The following is a 14244-nucleotide window of genomic DNA, read 5'->3' on the forward strand; positions in this document are numbered from 1 at the left end:
TTAGACCACATTCAAAACGATCTCACCTAAACCCTCAATGCTCGCTGTTATTTGATCTCCAACAACAACTGCACCGACATTCTCAGGTGTCCCCGTCATAATTAAATCACCCGGTTTTAATAGGAAGCTTTCAGATAGTTTCATGATCACTTCGGTTACTGACCAAGTTAAATGATCCAGTGAGCTAAGCTGCTTAATATCACCATTCACCTGTAAGCTTATTTTTTCATCTTCCTTCAGAAGGGTGTCGGATTTAAGACAAATGGGAGACATCGGAGCACTATAATCGAACGCCTTTCCTTCTTCCCAGGGACGCCCTTTTTTCTTAGCTTTCGTTTGTAAATCTCGGCGCGTCATATCAAGCCCTACCGAGTACCCTAAAATAGACTCTATTGCCTGCTCCCTACTAAGATTTTCTCCACCCGATTTTAGTGCCACCACCAACTCAACTTCATACTCAAGTCGCTCGGTCACTGAAGGGTAAATCAGATCTCTGGTCTCGGAAAAAGGAACAGGAAACACACAGGTACGATCCTTACAAAAAAAGAATGGTGGATCGCGATCAGGGTCGTCTCCCATCTCTCTTGCATGTTCAGCATAGTTTCGTCCAACACAATAGACTCGATTAATAGGAAACAACTTGTCAGAATTTAAGATAGGTAAACAGTTATGTGGTTGCGGCTCAAATAGGTAATTATTACTCATAGATTGCTCGTAAAATCGACTGAAAAATGCCCTTGTTTCACCCAGAATATTACGGGAGACGTGATATTAAAAGCCCCTTTATTGAAATAAGGAGTGCGAAGCCAACTGTGCTTTCCCATTGACACACTATCGTATTCGCATTGCCCTTCAATTATAAATAGCTCAATAGGCTCTGAGCTCTTTATAACATGAGGTAACGCCTCATTAGCGTTCAGCGAGCACACAAACACATTCTCCCCTTCAAATTCATAAAGGTGCTGCACTCCTCTCCAATTAGGATGTCGTATTGCTTCAACCGACACCTCAATTTGATTCAAATCATGCTCAAGAAATTGATGTAATTTAACGAAAAGAACACAACCAGAGGCACTATGAGGTGCATGACTGGTCCCGGGAGGGTTTCGAAAATAAGTGCCAGCAGGAAACTCGCCCATCTCATCACTAAATATGCCAGACAATACGAGAATTTCCTCCCCGAGAGGATGGGGGTGCGGTCTAAAGACGGAGCCAGCCGCGTAGCGGACTATACTTGTAGCATGACCACGCTCGGCTTGCTCTCTGGCCAAAGGTTTACGATCTACACCAGCCATGGGGCTCTGCTGCCACTCCAAATTCGCAGTATCGACGATAATACTTTCTGCAAAATTCATATTAAACATGGGCCAACTCCACTACAGCGTTTAAAAATGGTTTATTTCCCGATATATCATCCATTTATTAAAACACCTGTATAAAAAATAGGCAAAACATTGCACCTTTTTAACGCCATTGTGAACTATTTGGTCAGTCTTATTAGATACAAACAACGAGGAAACAACCTTATTTGTTATAAGCCCTTAACTTATAGGCAGTTTTTATTATTGGTATCCAATTTGCTTTCAAAAAAAACAAACTAACAATAGATACGAAGATTTTATATGTCCTACTGCTGCAACAGAGCGTTCTTTGACATAAAGACATCATGCATGAACGCAGAAAAATCGACTCTTCAGTACAACGAAGAGCAATGTTTACCCAAAGACGACGAATTAGTACAAGTTCTTCAACATCTATTTAGCTCGACAGATAAAGACGAATGGCCTAACAACAGCCTTTTTGACATGGAGCTAAGAGAGGAGCTGTATTACAGCTTACGAGATGCTTTCTCGAAAGCGCAGGAAGAAAAGGCCATGAGCAGGCAACAAACGATGAAAGACTTTATTGATAAGGAAGCCATAGGCTTATTTTACGAACAAAAGAAGGCATTCATTGACAGCGAGTTTAAATAGTAAGCTAACTCATACTTGTCGCCAAGGTGTAGGGGTTTTACCATTAGACGTTCTGACGGTTAATCTGGTAGCCCACACAAAGAACATAAAAAAAGGTGCATGCTAAAAGCATGCACCTAAAAAAGCTCCAATAGATCTACAAACAATTTGAAGATTATGGAACCTTGAATGATCTTCACACAAATTCATGTTCAGTGAGAGAAATTGCGAGGCTTAACATAGAGCTCTATGTAGACAAAGATGCGGCCATTAGAGCTCTAGAGTAAACAAGCGTTTATTATCTAAAACACAAGTTAACAAAAAGAAAAATTAGAAGACGTAAGTAGCACCCAGCGCTGTTACATCATCTTCGCTAGCTTCTACTTGACCAAGCTCAGCGTATACATACATAGTAGAAGCAACATTGTAAGTTGCGCCGATAGCGTACTCATCGTATGAGTTACCACTATCTGGATCTACATTTTGGTATGACCCATAAACGTCGCCCGTTCCGTAAGCATAGCGAGCACCTAGACCAAAGCGGCTATCTACATCATCGTTTTCTTCGTACTTAGCACGAAGAGACAAGGCTTCGTTTAACTTGTACTCAGCTGATAAACCCATAGTCTCTTCAGCACCGTTAACGTTATCTAGCGAGTCGTAACCAAACGCCACTGTCAACGCATCAACTGAGTACTTTGCAACAAACGTCAAAGCTGTACCGTCTTCTGTTGTACCTGCTTTTACCGTAGCTGTTTCCGCTGCCTGTACATCATCATCCGCTTTCCCTTTCACTTGAGCAGAAAGCTGTACTTCAAAACCACTCATAGATGGCGAGAAGTAAGCGATTGTGTCGCCTTCAGCAGTAGTCGCAGCACCACTAATACCAATATACTCAAGTTGATCAACGCCATCTTGAATAGCATTGTTGTAGATACTATCAAATGTACCTACTTGAACTTTACCCATTGACCCCTTTACACCCAAATACGCTTGATCAAGATTCACTGCGATGTCATTTGTTTTCTCATCCGCATCAGCTTCCAGCTCATACTTGAAGAATGCTGTTAGATCATCTTTAACTTTTGTTTCGCCTTTGAAACCGAAAGTTGAACCATTATCTTTAATCTCAGAATGGTTAGCATCGGAGTCAGCATAAACTAACTGAATGTTACCGTATGGAGTAAAAGTAACTTCGTCTGCGGCAAATGCGGAAGCAGACGCAAGCGCTGCACCTGAGACAGCAAGAGCAATGATTGATTTTTTCATTCTTCGTTTCCTTTATGAAATTATTACGCGTTCAATATGCAAACTTTGTTATTTAATTGCACTCAACGGGTGAATAATCCTCGAAACAGACATTACTGATCAACACAAGGCAGAGTCTTTGCACATCTTATCCTGCGGTAATGCACTTTTATTGAAATATTGCATTAACTTAAACTGAAGGTGCACAATAAAACCCAGAAAATTCTCATTTTCTTTTAATATCAATCACTTAAATAAACATCAGATAAATCGATTTATTTCCACTACGCCACACTTATTATCCTAATTTAGATATGACTACGCCTTTTTAGCGCACAAAAAAAGGAAGCCTCAATGCTTCCTTTTTAAAATATGTTCTAGAAAGTGAATATATCTACCACATTAAATCATCAGGAATTACAAACTCAGCGTAAGGGTCATCTTCATCTAAGGCTTCTTCTGATTTCGTATTTAAAACCAATATATAAGAATCATCTTTTTCCGCTATCTTTTCACCTATTGCAGCAGGTGCGAGCAGGTACTCGCCCTCAAGAACTAAAAGAGACAATTTGCCTTCAGAAAGTTCTTTGTGCATTGCATCGCTCAAATACATCTTCTTCACGACCTTATTATCGGTGAAGTTATATGCGACATCACCATCCTGTTTGTCGACCTTATTGTTTATGATCATTTGGCGAATTTGACCGGCAATCGCTTTTTTCTCCAGCTCTTTCTGTCGCTCTAGGTTCAGCTGCTTATCTTTTTCCACTTTTTCTTCTTTTTGACGCTGAAGCGCACGCTTACGAGCCTCTTCCTCTTGTGTATCTAACTGACCTTTTTTTGCTTTTTGTTTATTTTGCAACTTTTCGGCTTTGATTTTCTTAGCTTTCTTTTTATCGACGATACCAGCGCCTAATAGTTGCTCTTGAAGTGACTTACCCGCCATGTCGTTTTCTCTCTGTGTCTCTAAATTAAGGAGGCTGCGATTAAGAGGTTTTATAAAATCGCAAAAAGGAGGCAATTATATTTTATGAATCGCTAGAAACGCAAAAAGGCAGCCAAAGCTGCCTTTTTTACACTCATTGTACGCGCTTTAAATATTAAAGAGGCGTTACGTTTTGAGCTTCTGGACCTTTTTTGCCATCAGCAACTTCAAACTGAACTTTTTGGCCTTCAGCAAGAGTTTTGAAGCCAGAAACGTTGATCGCAGAAAAGTGTACAAACACGTCTGGACCTTGTTCTTGAGTGATGAAACCGAAACCTTTAGTTTCGTTGAAGAATTTAACTGTACCAGTTACTACGTTAGACATAGTGCTTTCCTGTATGTTTAATGTTCATTTTTTCTCAGCCAACCTTAAGTAAAGCCAGCACGAGGGAAGTGCTAAAAAAACTCGGTATTACTTATGACTGAACAGGTCAACACTTGCAGCGCTGTAACTCTGGACATAAATATTTCCAACTCTTTTAAACAATATGATTGTAGAACGCTTTGTTAACGGCGGTCAACGAACATTTAGACATTATTCACCCTATTTTCTTTCATATAAACATTTTTCCCTTTGAAACCTTGTTCAAGGTCAAAGCTTTTGTCATTTTGAATTGGGTTGAAAAATATTCGCGTCTATAGTGAAAGTGATGATTCTCATTCCTGAGAACACCTCCTACAAGGCGATAGAACAAGGTGATACAAATGAAGATCGCGGTTTTCTCATGCAAACCCTACGACAAGCGAACTCTCGAGAACGTTGCTGAATCTGAAAGCGGGATCGAATTTCATTTTTTTGAAAGTCGATTAAGCTTAGAAACCATGACTCTCGCCAAAGGGTTTGACGGTGTTTCCTGTTTCGTAAACGACGACTTAAACCGCGACGTTATATTGGAACTTGCTGCGCTTAATATTAAATGCATCGCACTAAGATGTGCTGGATACAATAACGTAGATTTAGTATCTGCAAGAGCCAATGGCATTTCAGTCTTCCACGTTCCCGATTATAGCCCAACGTCTGTCGCCGAACATGCCGTGGCATTGATTTTGGCACTCAATCGAAAAACTCATCGCGCCTATAATAGAGTGAAAGACAATAATTTTGCACTCGAAGGGTTGCTGGGCTTTAACCTAGAAGGAAAAACCGTCGCCTGCATAGGAACAGGTCGAATTGGTCAAGCGTTCTGTCGGATTATGAAAGGGTTTGGTTGCCATGTCCTCTGTTATGACATTTCTCCAAACGATCAACTGATTGAAATGGGGTGTGAATATACGGACTTACATGACATCTACCGTAAAGCAGATATTATTAGCTTACACTGCCCACTAAATGCCTCGACACATCACCTTATAAACGAAAGAACACTAAAGGAAATGAAAGACGGCATTATGATCATCAATACGAGCAGAGGCGCGTTGGTGAACGCTCAAGAAGCAATAGACAATATCTATACTGGAAAAATAGGGTACTTAGGACTGGATGTTTACGAGCAAGAAGGCAATATTTTCTTTGAAGACATGTCAGATCACATTGTATACGACAGCGTATTTCAGCTTCTTTTAACCTTTCCAAACGTTATTGTTACGGGCCATCAAGGCTATTTTACCGACATTGCATTGCAACATATCGCAGAAACCACGCTCAATAATTTAATTAGTTTTAAAAATGGAGTGCCAATCCCTGACCACACACTTTAGAATTCTCATACCTTAATCAATTATTTGTGAGAATTATGAGAATCACCCTGCGCCAACTCCAAATATTCGAAGCTGTCGTTCACACAGGTTCCGTTACGGCTGCAGCAGAACTTGTCGCCATTAGCCAGCCCGCTGCGAGCCAGGCACTTAGAGAGTTAGAGACACTACTGGGACGCCCGCTTTTCAGACGGCATGGGAAGCGTTTGCAGATCACTGCTCAAGCAAGAAGCTTACTACCTCAAGCAAGGGCCGTTCTAAGCCAGATTGAACAAATTGAAAGCATGGGAGAGTCTGACGAATTAAGTGGCTCCTTACACATTGCGTCGAGCGTAAGTGTAGGGAACTATTTAATGCCCAAGCAAATGGCATTGTTCAAAGAGGCACATCCGAATATTCGCTTTGACCTTGATATTGGGAATACGCAAGAAGTGATTCAGCAACTGCTTACCGGGAAAGCAGAAGTCGGCTTTATCGAAGGTTACTGTCAACACGCTGAACTCGCGACATCAATATGGCTAAAAGATGAATTAGTTGTCTTTGGTTCCGCCAAAGAAGACAGCCCCACATCACTTTCTTGGGATGATTTAAGAGACGCTAATTGGGTTATGCGCGAAGCAGGATCGGGAACAAGAAATATTCTTGAGCAAGCAATGGGCGCCTCTATCCCAAACTTAAATGTAACACTGTCTCTGAACCATATGGAGGCGGTTAAACAAGCCGTTATACATAAAATGGGCTTAGGTTGCTTATCTAAACTAGCCGTGTCTCAAGAATTAGAAGCGGGCCTAATTCAGCTCTATAAAACACCATTAGAATTGAACCGCAACCTTTTAATTGTTACCCCAAGAAATACAGCCCTGACTCAAAACGCAGAACGATTTATCGATCAGTGCAAATTGCTTTCGGCAGAGTAGCCTTTCAAATAAAATAATGCACTTCAAGAAAATCATGTTAATTGACGCCCATGACGATATCGATGAACTATAATCAGAGCCCAAGCGATATCGCTTGGGCTCTTGTACTTTCCCTACATATCTCTAAAATAGATTCACCAATTCTATTCACACCACCCAAAACATCATCAAAATGAATATAAAAAAAATTGATCTAAATCTTCTCATTTATTTAGACGTCCTATTGAGAGAATGCAATGTAACGCGCTCAGCCAATCAGCTTAATATTACTCAACCCGCTATGAGTAACGGCTTAAAACGTCTGCGAGATTTAATGGGAGATCCTCTGCTCGTCCGCACAAGCGAAGGCATGAAACCAACAGAAAAGGCGCTACGCCTTCAGCCTATTGTGCGTAAAGTCTTACTAGAGCTCGAAGAAGCATTGCAACCCGAAGCCGACTTTAACGAAAAAACGTCAACACGCGTTTATCGGATCATGGCAAGTGATTACGCAGCGTCTACCGTTATCCCAAGGTTATTAAACTTTCTTCGGGAAAAAGCACCAGGTATTACGCTAGACATAATGACGCCGTCCGATGTGACTTTTCATGATGTCGAAGCTGGTAAGATTGATATGGCAATAAACCGCTTCGAAGAGCTGCCTCAATCCTTCCACGAAAAAAGCGTTTGGCACGACACGTTCGTGTGTATGATGGCGAGCAATAATCCGATCGCTCAAAACTTCAATTTAGAAACCTACCTTGAAGCCCAACATATTTGGGTTAGTAAAACCGGATTTGGGGTTGGAGTTGGTATGGATCCAACGGATGTACAGAAGTTAGGCTGGGTAGATGAAGCGCTTCAAGCGCAAGGTAAAAAGCGCAGCATTCGAGTTTTCACTCGCAGCTATCATACGGCGATGCATCTCGCCATGGAGCAAGACCTCATAGCAACTCTGCCAAGAAAGGTTGCCATGGTAAATCGTAACAACCCTGATCTCGTCATATTAGAGCCTCCTTTTACCATCCCTCCCATCGAACTTAAGATGATTTGGAGCCCTCTTTTACATCACGACGCCAGCCACATATGGTTCCGAAAGCAAGTCATTGCAGTTGCTAACGAACTCAAAGCGCAAAGTCGCTAGCGCTTATAGTTAAGACAAGGCTCATAACAAAACAACTAGACGTAAAAAACGCGCTCATCTCCTTAGAGATAGCGCGTTTTTAAATCGCCCTACAAAAAAGGGCGGTCTTTCAATGCAAAATCAGCTGTTAGCGAATTACAGAGATTCGCTGCTGTCTTTAAGGTAAGAAGCAACACCATCAGGAGTGTTTACCATACCTTTGTCACCTTTATTCCAGCCAGCAGGGCACACTTGACCATTTTCTTCGAAGAACTGAAGCGCATCAACAATACGAACAAGCTCATCCATATTACGGCCAATAGGTTCGTCATTTACTATTTGAGAACGAACGATGCCTTTTTGGTCGATAACAAACGATGCACGCATAGCGACACCAGCAGGGTAATATGAATCACCACCTTCAGACTCAATGCCATATGCTTGAGCAATAGCATGGTTCATATCGCCAGCAAGTGTATATTCAACTGCACCGATACCACCTTCTTCAACGGGCGTATTTCTCCAAGCATTGTGCGTGAAGTGTGAATCAATAGAGATACCAATCACTTCAACACCCATAGAACGGAATTGCTCCATGCGGTTTGACATCGCAATAATTTCAGAAGGACATACAAAAGTGAAATCAAGCGGGTAGAAAAATACAACTGCGTATTTTCCTTTGATCGTTTCAGACAAATTAAAGTTGTCAACAATCTGACCGTCAGCCAATACTGCTGGTGCGGTAAAGTTTGGTGCTTTCTTACCTACTAGAATAGACATGGTATAAAATCCCCTTATTTATACTCTGTTATTTAAAATTCACATTACGACTTACATGAAGGGCTAACTACAGTCAGCCCGATCTCATTACTCTTCTGCGTCAGAAACGGCGTCTTTAACCATTGGCTCAAGTTCACCATTTTGGGCCATTTCGACAATAATATCGCAACCACCAACCAACTCACCCTTAATCCACAACTGCGGAAAAGTCGGCCAGTTTGCGTATTTTGGCAACTCAGCGCGAATATCTGGGTTCTCTAAAATATTAACGAATGCAAAACGCTCACCACAAGACATTAGTGCTTGAACGGCTTGAGAAGAAAAGCCACACTGCGGCATACGAGGCGTTCCCTTCATATATAGAAGAATATCGTTACTCTCAATCTGCTCTTTTATGGTTTCAATTGTGTTACTCACGATGCGAAAACCTCGTCGATTATCAAAATTTTTTCTTCACTCTGCCAACTTTTTCTTATCTACAAAGTGCTACTCATGCGGAAGTTTATTGGGTCTTACTACTAAATTACAACCCCAAGTTTTATAGGGTTTTCACGACTTATACTTTACTCTGCCAAAAGTCTGTATTAAATTGTCCGATTTCCCCTTTAAACAACACTTATTCACAGGAGTAACAGGCAGTGGCGCCAAGGCATTTTTTGACCCTTAAAGACCTTACGACCGAAGAATTTAAACAGCTTATTTCTCGAGCAATTGAACTAAAGAAAATGCAACGAGAAGGCGTCATCTATGAGCCGTTAAAAAATCGTGTCTTAGCAATGATCTTTGAGAAGTCATCGACCCGCACACGTGTTTCCTTTGAATCCGGTATGGCTCAATTCGGCGGACATGCCCTCTTTCTATCACCACGCGATACACAGCTGGGGCGAGGTGAACCAATCGAAGACAGTGCAAAGGTTATCTCCAGTATGGTAGATGCCGTTATGATTCGCACATTCGAACATGATAAAGTTGAAGTTTTCGCTCAAAACTCCTCTGTTCCCGTTATCAATGCGTTAACAGATGACTTTCACCCCTGCCAGCTACTTGCAGACATGCAAACTTACGAAGAACACCGAGGCAGCATTGAAGGCAAAAAAGTCGTTTGGGTTGGTGATGGTAACAACATGTGCCATTCTTATATAAATGCAGCAGCCATTTTAAACTTTCATCTTGTCGTAGCTTGTCCAACAGGCTATGAGCCAAATGCCGAATTGGTCACTGCAAACAAAGCGTTTGTTACTATTACAAATGATGCCAAAGCTGCAGTGAAAGATTCAGACTTAGTCGTTACTGACGTATTTGCTTCCATGGGTCAAGAAGAAGAGCAAGCGCAGCGAGAAAAGGACTTTGATGGTTTTCAAGTCAATGAAGAACTGATGTCCTTAGCACATGACGACGCACTCTTCATGCATTGTCTTCCTGCTCACCGTGGTGAAGAAGTCACCGCTGGTGTTATAGATCATCCAGACTCTGTCGTATGGGATGAAGCGGAAAACAGACTGCATGCTCAAAAAGCATTACTTGAATTTTTGATTTGTAAGTAACAGAATCACCTAAAAGCCCGTTAGGCCTTGGTCTATCGGGCTTTTTTTCTTTTAATACATTGAGACTTTTACACGACCACTGTGCTCTCCAATACAGCGTTAAACATAGACTCAAATTCAAACAAACTCACGAAAACAGACCCATATGAGCATAATTGAAGTTAGGCACCTAAAAACTCTAACTGCACTTCGGGAAACAGGAAGCCTAGTAGAAGCCGCGGAACGCGTACATTTAACTCAGTCCGCCCTATCACACCAACTAAAAGATTTAGAAGAGAAACTCGGCTGCTCTTTATTCATTCGAAAAACCAAACCCGTACGATTTACCAGTGCCGGCCTGAGACTACTTCAGCTTGCTGATGACGTGTTGGTCTCTTTTCGTTCCGCTCAGAGAGATATTCAACGCTTTGCGGAAGGCGAAAGCGGTCGACTGCATATCGCAATAGAATGCCACAGTTGTTATGAGTGGCTTATGCCAACCATCGACCATTTTCGCGAACATTGGCCTGATGTCGAGCTAGACCTGTCAACGGCATTCAGCTTCATGCCTTTACCAGCATTAGCTCGTGGGGACTTGGATCTAGTTGTCACATCCGACCCACAAGATTTACCAAATATTGAATACATTCCCCTCTTCCAATATGAATCGCTAGTCGCACTCTCAAGGCACCACGCATTGGCAAAAAAAGACTTCTTAGAGCCTGAAGACTTAGCCGATGAAACCTTGATCACCTATCCTGTTGAAACGGAAAGATTAGACATATTTAAGCACTTCCTAGGCCCTGCAGGCATATCACCAGCAAGAATTCGTCATAGTGAACTGACACTTATGATGATGCAGCTAGTCGCTAGCGGAAGAGGAATCAGTTGCCTACCCAATTGGGCGTTAACCGAATACACCAATAGACAGTATGTTATTACTAAGTCGCTTGGAGAAGAAGGAGTCTGGTGTAAGCTCTATTTAGCAATAAGAAAAGATCAACTTGAAAATGCTTATATGGAGGACCTAGTAACCACTGCGAAAAAGACCTGCTTCAAAAACCTACGAGGCATCTTGTCGCCAGAGTTATAGTATTCTGACTTAGCATTTACGTTAATAACGTAACGCTTCAACAAAGGGACTGTCTCAAAAAATGGACTAGCGCAGCAAAGAGAAAAGAGACCGCTTAATTAAAACGCTTATAGCGACTTCGCACTGCACTCAGTCACTATAAGCGTTTCTAAAAAATCAAAGACCTAAGCTAAGACACCGATTCGCTGTGTTGATTTTTAGACCAAATCAAGCTGAATTTAGCGCCACCCAAGCCACTGGAATCGACCAACACCGCACCGCCATGCCAAAAAGCAATTCGCTGCACTATTGCAAGACCCAGTCCATATCCCCCTGACGCACGAGTTCGAGAGTTATCTAAACGCTGAAAAGGAATAAAGACTTTATCTCGATCCTCAAATGCGATCCCTGGACCGTCATCCTCAATGTCGACCTGCCAACGTGAATCATCGGCAGAAAAGCGAATTGAAATCGCAACGTTAGCGTACTTAGAAGCATTCAGAATGAGGTTTTGAAGTGCGCGATGAAGATGATGAGCATCCGCGATGACTTCGTCGTCGTCATCAATGAAAACAGAAACATTCAGGTGTTTAAGCAAGGGTTGGTTGTGCTCAAGAATACCATCAATTAACTGACGAATACTCGTTTCCTCAAAATTAAGCGCCAGAGAACCTTCCTCTAACTTACCATACGTTAATACTTCATCGACTAATGTATTTAACTCTTCTACATCGTCTTCAAGCGCTGAAATTGTGTTATGAGCGCTTTCGTCAATCTCATCTTTTACGACTTCCAACCCAAAGCGTAAGCGTGCAATAGGAGTACGAAGTTCATGAGAAATAGCGTTGATCATTTCTCGCTGCACTTTCAACAACCTCTGAATGTGCGAAGACATAGAATCAAACGAATAAGCCAGCTCTTTCAAGGTACCTGAGCTGTCTGGTATCCCTTTCGGCAAACCGCTTCGACCTCGGGCTATTTGACGAGTAATGCTCTCAAACGTCTTACGCTTTACTTCAAGTGTTACTAACTCTCGCCAGATTAGCAGCAACATCACCACAATCGCCATAGCCACAACGCTGACGACAACGACAGTAAAAGACACCATTTGTGATTTAGCGATGCCAATTAAGACTGATTTATCTGAATCTTTAGGGGACCAAATATAAGACGTATCGAAGCCCAACCCATGCGATCCAAGTAGACGCCCTTCTGGTACAAAATCAACGCGGTCAATCAGCTTCGCAGATATACACTGGAAGCTTTCGAGTATGGCTAATTTGTCGTCGAATTTTAGGAAGGAGTTTAAGAGCGCTTCGAAGCTATTTTGACTGGAGAATAAGTGACCGGCAAAACCATGCTCAGAAATACTTTCACCTGTGAGCAAGGTTTTATTGTCATCGACTAATGAAAGCTTAAAGTTATGGTCAGATAAATAAAGCCAATTTTCGTTACTAAGCAGGTTCACGACTTTTTGAGCATCTAATACGCCGCTTGCCTCTGAGCCAAACCGCCAAGATAGGTGACTCCCAGAGGGGTCATAACCGGGGATAAGAAGGAGCGCCGCGGCATTAATTTCGGCGTCAGCACACAAATGTTGCTCGTATTCTGAGACACTAAATTGGTGTTGCGTGAATTCAATTGCCGCGTAACAGCAAGCAATGATGACACCTCCACCGATCAATAAATGACGATAGAGACGCCATACTTCTGCTCGCATACTTACTACACCTCTTTAACGAACAAGTAGCCTTTACTACGAATCGTCTTGATTCGGCGAGGGTGAATTGGATCATCTCCAATCTTGGACCGAATGCGGGAAATACGAACATCAACAGAACGATCTTGACCGTCATACTCAATGCCGCGTAGCTCACTGAATATTTCTTCGCGACTCAGGATACGGCCAGCGTTGCTGGCCAATAACCACAGCAAATCAAACTCAGCACTGGTTAGTTCAATCTCAGTTTTTTCTGAGCTTTCATCAACCAACCAAGCTTCACGGCGAGAATTATCGACCACCAAAGGTCCAAACGTTAGCGTCTGTTCCTCTTTGCTTTCTAAACTACTTAGATCGACATCTTGTGTACTACGTCGCAATAACGATTGAATTCTAGCCAGTAACACTCTCGGCTTAGCAGGCTTAGATACATAATCATCTGCACCAATCTCTAGCCCTAGAATCTGATCGACATCATCACTACGTGCTGTCAGCATCAAAATAGGACCTTTATAGTCATTACGAACACTGCGGCATACGGTAAAGCCATCCGCACCAGGCAACATTAGGTCTAACACGACTAAAGAAGGCTGCTCATTGATAATGCGAGAGATAGCATTACGTCCATCAGGTTCAATTTCGGCTTTAAATCCGTTTTTCTGTAAATACTCTTGCGTCAAAGAAGCGAGCCGCTCGTCGTCTTCAACAATCAGGATTGATTGACTATCATCCACACTCATGGGCCATCCTCGTCCTATTTTAATTTTATTAAACCAGTAAAATCAATTTACTAGAAGTTCTCGAACTTGTCTAACTCGTTCATCATTAACGTTTAGGTCATCATACCCAACACGAGAAGCCGAACGTACATGAACGACACTGTCCGCCTCTGGAAAGTAGAATTCAACATCATCAATGAAGCCAAAAATATCGCTAGAACTTTCTAAATAAAGATACCCTAAACGGCTTTCAACAATATGAGCATTACCCTCACCTAAAAAGTATTGCTCTATTTTAAGCTGAGCATCTTTCATTGATCCGTGATACACAATGGGCTCAACATAATGAACAGCATCGCTAACGTCCGCCTGGCTGGACACACAGTTTGGCGACGTAGGGCAAGGAACAAACCTTCCATTTTCCACACCCAACTCTTCTGGGCGCGTATTATAAATGTCAACAAACACGAAGAATCCGACACCAAGCACCATAAGAGCTAACAAGATCCAGCGTATCATTCCCATTTGATT

The 14244-nt window shown here is 42.1% G+C and carries 16 protein-coding genes; 6 read left to right on the forward strand and 10 right to left on the reverse strand.

What is annotated here, in order from left to right:
* Positions 1 to 705: a fumarylacetoacetate hydrolase family protein gene (locus MARME_RS14985; RefSeq protein WP_013662105.1), complete on the reverse strand. Its 705-nt coding sequence runs from the start codon at positions 703 to 705 to the stop codon at positions 1 to 3.
* On the reverse strand, positions 702 to 1364 hold the full coding sequence (locus tag MARME_RS14990) for a cupin domain-containing protein (RefSeq protein ID WP_013662106.1): 663 nt from the start codon (positions 1362 to 1364) through the stop codon (positions 702 to 704). The genes MARME_RS14985 and MARME_RS14990 overlap by 4 nt, the downstream gene beginning before the upstream one ends.
* A 306-nt stretch (positions 1365 to 1670) precedes the next feature.
* Here MARME_RS14990 and MARME_RS14995 point away from each other — a divergent pair, with 306 nt between their 5' ends.
* Positions 1671 to 1973, forward strand: coding sequence for a hypothetical protein (locus MARME_RS14995; protein WP_041647946.1), 303 nt, complete (start codon positions 1671 to 1673; stop codon positions 1971 to 1973).
* A gap of 309 nt (positions 1974 to 2282) precedes the next feature.
* On the opposite strand, the gene MARME_RS15000 is transcribed toward MARME_RS14995, so the two are convergent.
* The 3 genes from MARME_RS15000 to MARME_RS15010 form a co-directional block, all read right to left on the reverse strand.
* Positions 2283 to 3221: a porin gene (locus tag MARME_RS15000; RefSeq protein WP_013662108.1), complete on the reverse strand. Its 939-nt coding sequence runs from the start codon at positions 3219 to 3221 to the stop codon at positions 2283 to 2285.
* 373 nt (positions 3222 to 3594) lie between these two features.
* Entirely contained in the window at positions 3595 to 4146 is a 552-nt protein-coding gene (locus MARME_RS15005) for a DUF2058 domain-containing protein (RefSeq protein WP_013662109.1), read from the reverse strand.
* Between the two features lie 154 nt (positions 4147 to 4300).
* Positions 4301 to 4510 carry a cold-shock protein gene (locus tag MARME_RS15010; RefSeq protein ID WP_013662110.1) on the reverse strand — a complete coding sequence of 70 codons (210 nt, stop codon included), beginning with the start codon at positions 4508 to 4510 and terminating at the stop codon, positions 4301 to 4303.
* 380 nt (positions 4511 to 4890) lie between these two features.
* Between MARME_RS15010 and MARME_RS15015 the strand changes: the two genes are divergently transcribed.
* The 3 genes from MARME_RS15015 (at position 4891) to MARME_RS15025 (ending at position 7920) form a co-directional block, all read left to right on the forward strand.
* Positions 4891 to 5883: a 2-hydroxyacid dehydrogenase gene (locus MARME_RS15015; protein WP_013662111.1), complete on the forward strand. Its 993-nt coding sequence runs from the start codon at positions 4891 to 4893 to the stop codon at positions 5881 to 5883.
* Positions 5884 to 5918: 35 nt separating this feature from the next.
* Entirely contained in the window at positions 5919 to 6797 is an 879-nt protein-coding gene (locus MARME_RS15020) for a LysR substrate-binding domain-containing protein (protein WP_013662112.1), read from the forward strand.
* 172 nt (positions 6798 to 6969) lie between these two features.
* Positions 6970 to 7920, forward strand: coding sequence for a LysR family transcriptional regulator (locus MARME_RS15025; RefSeq protein ID WP_013662113.1), 951 nt, complete (start codon positions 6970 to 6972; stop codon positions 7918 to 7920).
* A gap of 135 nt (positions 7921 to 8055) precedes the next feature.
* Here the strand turns inward: MARME_RS15025 and MARME_RS15030 are convergent, their stop codons facing one another.
* Both MARME_RS15030 and grxD read right to left on the reverse strand, forming a co-directional pair.
* Positions 8056 to 8679: a peroxiredoxin gene (locus MARME_RS15030; protein ID WP_013662114.1), complete on the reverse strand. Its 624-nt coding sequence runs from the start codon at positions 8677 to 8679 to the stop codon at positions 8056 to 8058.
* An 87-nt stretch (positions 8680 to 8766) separates the two neighbouring features.
* On the reverse strand, positions 8767 to 9096 hold the full coding sequence (gene grxD, locus MARME_RS15035; RefSeq protein ID WP_013662115.1) for a Grx4 family monothiol glutaredoxin: 330 nt from the start codon (positions 9094 to 9096) through the stop codon (positions 8767 to 8769).
* Between the two features lie 221 nt (positions 9097 to 9317).
* Between grxD and argF the strand changes: the two genes are divergently transcribed.
* Both argF and MARME_RS15045 read left to right on the forward strand, forming a co-directional pair.
* On the forward strand, positions 9318 to 10223 hold the full coding sequence (gene argF, locus MARME_RS15040) for an ornithine carbamoyltransferase (protein WP_013662116.1): 906 nt from the start codon (positions 9318 to 9320) through the stop codon (positions 10221 to 10223).
* Positions 10224 to 10368: 145 nt separating this feature from the next.
* Positions 10369 to 11295, forward strand: coding sequence for a LysR family transcriptional regulator (locus MARME_RS15045; protein WP_013662117.1), 927 nt, complete (start codon positions 10369 to 10371; stop codon positions 11293 to 11295).
* A gap of 169 nt (positions 11296 to 11464) precedes the next feature.
* Here the strand turns inward: MARME_RS15045 and MARME_RS15050 are convergent, their stop codons facing one another.
* From MARME_RS15050 to MARME_RS15060, 3 genes are read right to left on the reverse strand one after another with little or no spacing between them, the layout of a single operon-like run.
* A complete protein-coding gene (locus MARME_RS15050) occupies positions 11465 to 12994 on the reverse strand; it encodes an ATP-binding protein (protein ID WP_013662118.1) in 1530 nt (509 codons plus the stop codon).
* Positions 12995 to 12999: 5 nt separating this feature from the next.
* Complete coding sequence (locus tag MARME_RS15055; RefSeq protein WP_013662119.1) at positions 13000 to 13734, reverse strand: winged helix-turn-helix domain-containing protein; 735 nt, start codon at positions 13732 to 13734, stop codon at positions 13000 to 13002.
* Positions 13735 to 13776: 42 nt separating this feature from the next.
* Positions 13777 to 14238: a DUF1499 domain-containing protein gene (locus MARME_RS15060; RefSeq protein WP_013662120.1), complete on the reverse strand. Its 462-nt coding sequence runs from the start codon at positions 14236 to 14238 to the stop codon at positions 13777 to 13779.
* Between the last annotated feature and the right edge of the window lie 6 nt (positions 14239 to 14244).

The organism is Marinomonas mediterranea MMB-1 (assembly GCF_000192865.1).
GTDB classification, from domain to species: domain Bacteria; phylum Pseudomonadota; class Gammaproteobacteria; order Pseudomonadales; family Marinomonadaceae; genus Marinomonas; species Marinomonas mediterranea.

Coding starts and splice junctions, on each gene's coding strand:
- MARME_RS14985 (WP_013662105.1), bottom strand. CDS start 705: ATGAGTAATAATTACCTATTTGAGCCGCAACCACATAACTGTTTACCT.
- MARME_RS14990 (WP_013662106.1), bottom strand. CDS start 1,364: ATGTTTAATATGAATTTTGCAGAAAGTATTATCGTCGATACTGCGAAT.
- MARME_RS14995 (WP_041647946.1), top strand. CDS start 1,671: ATGAACGCAGAAAAATCGACTCTTCAGTACAACGAAGAGCAATGTTTA.
- MARME_RS15000 (WP_013662108.1), bottom strand. CDS start 3,221: ATGAAAAAATCAATCATTGCTCTTGCTGTCTCAGGTGCAGCGCTTGCG.
- MARME_RS15005 (WP_013662109.1), bottom strand. CDS start 4,146: ATGGCGGGTAAGTCACTTCAAGAGCAACTATTAGGCGCTGGTATCGTC.
- MARME_RS15010 (WP_013662110.1), bottom strand. CDS start 4,510: ATGTCTAACGTAGTAACTGGTACAGTTAAATTCTTCAACGAAACTAAA.
- MARME_RS15015 (WP_013662111.1), top strand. CDS start 4,891: ATGAAGATCGCGGTTTTCTCATGCAAACCCTACGACAAGCGAACTCTC.
- MARME_RS15020 (WP_013662112.1), top strand. CDS start 5,919: ATGAGAATCACCCTGCGCCAACTCCAAATATTCGAAGCTGTCGTTCAC.
- MARME_RS15025 (WP_013662113.1), top strand. CDS start 6,970: ATGAATATAAAAAAAATTGATCTAAATCTTCTCATTTATTTAGACGTC.
- MARME_RS15030 (WP_013662114.1), bottom strand. CDS start 8,679: ATGTCTATTCTAGTAGGTAAGAAAGCACCAAACTTTACCGCACCAGCA.
- MARME_RS15045 (WP_013662117.1), top strand. CDS start 10,369: ATGAGCATAATTGAAGTTAGGCACCTAAAAACTCTAACTGCACTTCGG.
- MARME_RS15050 (WP_013662118.1), bottom strand. CDS start 12,994: ATGCGAGCAGAAGTATGGCGTCTCTATCGTCATTTATTGATCGGTGGA.
- MARME_RS15055 (WP_013662119.1), bottom strand. CDS start 13,734: ATGAGTGTGGATGATAGTCAATCAATCCTGATTGTTGAAGACGACGAG.
- MARME_RS15060 (WP_013662120.1), bottom strand. CDS start 14,238: ATGGGAATGATACGCTGGATCTTGTTAGCTCTTATGGTGCTTGGTGTC.